The organism is Flavobacterium sp. UBA4854 (assembly GCF_002399805.1).
In the GTDB taxonomy this organism is placed as follows: Bacteria; Bacteroidota; Bacteroidia; order Flavobacteriales; family Flavobacteriaceae; genus Flavobacterium; species Flavobacterium ginsengisoli.
The window spans coordinates 12029-16629 of record NZ_DHEI01000134.1; the positions used below are offsets into that span (position 1 = coordinate 12029).

Consider the following 4601-nt stretch of genomic DNA (forward strand, 5'->3'; position numbering starts at 1 on the left):
TAAATATTTTGCTTCTCCGAAGCTTGCATAAAAAAAGCCCATTCTAAAATGGGCTTATATAACTTATATGGTAAAAAAAAATTAAAAATTAGTTCTTGTAGAAGATTTGCGAATATGCAATTCTGGTGCAAGAACTACCTTTTTTTCGATTTTAATTGTATCTGTTTTATCAACCTGTTCTAAGAAAACACGAGCAGACATTTTTCCCATTTCTAGTGGAGACTGATCTACAGAAGTGATTGATAATTCCATGAATTTGGTAAACGGCTCGTTACTGAATCCTGCCACGCAAAAATCATTTGGAATACTGATGTTTCTATTTTGAAGCTCCTGAATTGCTCCTAATGCGGCGAAGTCACTTGAAGAGAATATGGCATCTGGCGGAGTTTGTAAAGCTAATAATGTACTTGCTGCTTCTTTACCAGCTTCGACGCTACTTTTTACATGAATAACATATTCTTCATTAAATTGAAGTCCATTATCCAGTAAAGCTTGTTTGTAGCCTAAAAACCTGTTTTTGAAGATATCTAAAGACTGATCTCCAGAAAAATGAGCAATATGTCGACAACCTTCATCAATTAAATGTTTGGTAGCTAAATAACCTCCTTTAAAGTCATTAATGGTAACAGAACTTACACCATCAATATGCTTGCTTCTATCAAAAAATATTAAAGGCACATTTTTTTCCAATACATTTCTGAAAGCACTGTCATTTTCATCTGAAATACCAGTAACCGACATCATAATTCCGTCAACTTGTGCGTCTACTAATGTATGAAGGTTTTCGTTTTCTCTTTTTATGCTTTCGTGAGTTTGACAGATGATTACCTGATAACCGTGAGGATAAAGTTCTTCTTCGATTCCTCGAATAACAGAAGCGAAAAAATTGCTGTCAATACGCGGTACAATAACTCCGATATTATTACTGCGACCGCTTTTTAAAGCTAGCGCCAATTTATTTTGCTTATAGTTCATTGCAGCAGCAGTTTTGATTACCAACTCGCGCGTCGCTTCCTTTATTTTAGGATTATTGTTCAACGCTCTGGAAACTGTTGCAGCTGTGATGTTTAATTTTTCAGCAATATCGTAAATAGTTACTTTTTCACTCATTCAAAAAAAGTTTATCGGGATTATTTTAGACAAAAGTACATTTTTTTTTATTATGTAATAAAAATTGTTATCGATTACCATATCAAAAAACTAAAACGTTTTAGGTTCTACAATGATAATAAATTGTCAATATTTTTGCATTAAATGTAATTAAAATTTCTAATAAAAATTAAATATATAATTTCTTTCTAAATTAATTTGGTCTCGTAGAACTATTTTTCTATTTTCGTGTAATCGATTACATAAATCGTTATGTTTTTGACATTCAAACAAGAAAAATCTGTACAGATGATTACAAATAAGTTGGTCACATTTAAAAAGATTCTTTTTTTAGCCGCTTTTGGGCTCTTTACTGTATCATGTGCAAAACATTCCACTTCTGGTTCTTCAGATAATCCGTGGAAAAAAATGGATTTAGTTGTAAAAAGTATTCCTCAGACACATTTCGAAAATAAAGTATACAGCATTAACGATTTTGGTGCTGTTGCAGATGGCAAAACCTTAAACACTTTGGCTTTTCAAAAAGCGATTCAAGAATGTGCAGCAAACGGCGGAGGTCAAGTGCTGGTTCCGAACGGAAAATATTTGACTGGCGCAATTCATTTAGAAAGCAATGTGAATTTGCATTTAGATGATCATGCTGAGATTCTGTTTAGTTTAAATCCAAAAGATTATCCAATTGTTCATACTTCTTTTGAAGGAACAGAATTAATGAATTTTTCGCCACTTATCTATGCAAAAAACAAAACAAATATTGCAGTTACAGGAAAAGGAACTTTAAACGGTCAGGCAGATAGCACTAATTGGTGGATTTGGTCTGGAGGAAAAGACTATGGTTGGAAAAAGGGAATTCCATCTCAAAACGATCCAACCAATCGTGAGGTTTTGGTTGATATGGCAGAAAAAGGAGTTCCGGTTTCTGAAAGAGTTTTTGGTGAAGGATGTTACTTAAGACCAAACTTTATTGAATTTTTTGAATGTAACACAGTTTTAATAAAAGAGGTAAAAATCATTAATTCTCCTTTTTGGATTTTGCATCCAATAAAAACAAACAACATGATTATTGATGGAGTAACCGTTAATAGCCATGGCCCAAATAATGACGGTTGTGATCCAGAATATTCACAAAATATTTTAATTAAAAACTGCACTTTCAATACAGGTGACGATTGCATTGCAATTAAAGCTGGTCGCGATGGTGACGGAAGGAGAGTCGCAATACCAAGCAAAAATATCATTGTGCAGAACTGCAAAATGATTGACGGACACGGAGGTGTTGTAATTGGAAGCGAAATTTCGGCAGGAGTAAATAATGTTTTTGTTGAAAATTGTGTAATGGACAGTCCGCATTTGGATCGTGCCATTCGTATAAAAACCAATTCTAAAAGAGGCGGAGTTATTGAAGATATCTATATGCGAAATCTGGAAGTAGGGACTGTTAAAGAATGTGTTTTAAAACTAAACATGTTTTACAATGTCTACGGATCTCAGACAGGCAACTTTATTCCAGTTATCAGAAATGTAAGCTTAGAGAATGTAACTGTAAAAAACGGCGGAAAATACAGCGTTTGGGCAGAAGGTTATAAGGAATCTCCAGTGGAAAATATTACGCTTAAAAATGTAAAAATCCAAAAGGTAGATTCTGTCTATTTATTAAAAAACGTAAAAAACATAAATTTTATAAATACCTATATCAATGACAAAAAAGTAGCATCTATTAAAAACTAAACACTATCAATTAACCAAACTTTAAACCACATGAGTATTAAACAATTATCTAAGAAAAAAGATAAATACGGTTTTGTATTTTTCTTTTTCCTGAATTTTTTGCTGTGCAGTTCTATAAACGCACAGACAACAATAGAAGGAAAGATTACCGATGCGACAGGTATGTCGCTGCCAGGGGTAAACATTAATGAAAAGGGAACAAAAAACGGTACTTCGACAGATTTTGAAGGAAGTTTTAAAATTAATGTATCAAACAGTAAGGCAACTTTAATAATTAGCTATTTAGGATTTCAGACACAGGAAGTAAGTGTGGCTGGAAAAACTAAAGTAAATGTAAGTTTAGTAGAACAATCAAACGCATTGACAGAAGTTGTGGTTGTTGGTTACGGTTCTGTAAAAAAGACAGACCTAACAGGATCTGTTAGTACAATCAGTGCTGCAACTATTACAGAAAGAAATACGATTAGCCCATTAGAAGCTATTCAAGGTAGTACGCCTGGGGTTCAGATCTCATCATCAACAGGACGTGCAGGAGACGGATTTAAAGTGGTAATTAGAGGAAACAATTCTCTAATTGGAGATTCAAGTAATCCAAGTTTGGTAGGATCTTCACCATTATATGTTGTAGATGGCGTTCCGATGGACGGAATCGATTTTTTAAATCCGCAGGATATCGCTAGAATGGACGTTTTAAAAGATGCTTCTTCTGCCGCTATTTACGGTTCTAGAGGATCAAATGGGGTTATTATCGTAACAACAAAAAGCGGAACTAGTGCAAAAGCAGGTATAAGTGTAACTTTTGATACTTCTTATGGAAATAAAGTAGCAGCTAGATTGCCAAAAATGATGTCTGGAGAAGAATGGTGGAAATTTCATCAGGTTGCTTATATGAGTGCAACGCCTCTTACACAAACTCCTTCACAATTAGCAGCTTTGGCTGGAAATCAGAGTCCTTTATTGGTTTCTCGTGCAAATAGCGGTTATAATTTTGACTGGTATGATGCGGTACTTCAATCGGGAATGACAGAGAATAATTATTTAAATATTTCAGGACGTTCAGATTCAGGATTAAGCTATAACATAGGATTCGGAATTCAGAGTGATCGTGGTCTTATAGAAAATGATGCAACAGATAAATACTCTTTCAAATTAGGGTTAAATCATAAAATAAACGACAAATTTTCTACGGGCGTAAATGTAACAATTGCAAGATTAAACAACCAATTAGGTAGTGATTTAGCAATGCAGGACGCTTTTAGATTAAGTCCGCTAATGTCTCCTTGGGCAGTTGACGCACAAGGAAATGAAAAAGTTGGAACTTTATTTTTTCTTCCGGGCAAGCTAACTTACCCTGATGGATCTTGGGCAATTAATAAGACTTCTACAGTTAATCCGTTAATGGAAATTGCGAATTCTTCGCAGACAGAAAACACTTGGCAAACAGTTGGAAATGCATATTTTCAATATCAGCCTTTAAAATGGCTTTCGTTTAAAACCACTTTTGCTGCAGGAATTATGAATAGTAAAGATTCATCTTCTTACACTGCACAAACTAATGCTGGGGTAACTTTAAACGGAAAAAATTCTGCAACGCTAGAAAGTTCAGACAATTTCAATTATACATGGGACAATCAAATCGATTTGAAACATACCTTTAATGAAGTGCATGATGTTAGTGTATTATTATTGCAAAGTTTGTATTCTAATGTAGACGAAAGCTCATACATGTATTCTAATAATCAGCCTTTTGATGTTGGAACAGA

The 4601-nt window shown here is 34.1% G+C and carries 3 protein-coding genes; 2 read left to right on the top strand and 1 reads right to left on the bottom strand.

Features of this window, described 5'->3' with window-relative positions; genetic code table 11:
• Window positions 1-81: 81 nt before the first annotated feature.
• On the bottom strand, window positions 82-1110 hold the full coding sequence (locus tag B3J44_RS19640; RefSeq protein ID WP_286970926.1) for a LacI family DNA-binding transcriptional regulator: 1029 nt from the start codon (window positions 1108-1110) through the stop codon (window positions 82-84).
• A gap of 288 nt (window positions 1111-1398) precedes the next feature.
• Between B3J44_RS19640 and B3J44_RS19645 the strand changes: the two genes are divergently transcribed.
• Together B3J44_RS19645 and B3J44_RS19650 are read left to right on the top strand one after the other, a co-directional pair.
• Window positions 1399-2838, top strand: a complete 1440-nt coding sequence (locus tag B3J44_RS19645; RefSeq protein ID WP_286970932.1) for a glycoside hydrolase family 28 protein — start codon at window positions 1399-1401, stop codon at window positions 2836-2838.
• 30 nt (window positions 2839-2868) lie between these two features.
• A partial coding sequence (locus tag B3J44_RS19650; protein WP_286970936.1) for a SusC/RagA family TonB-linked outer membrane protein occupies window positions 2869-4601 on the top strand: 1733 nt, incomplete at its 3' end.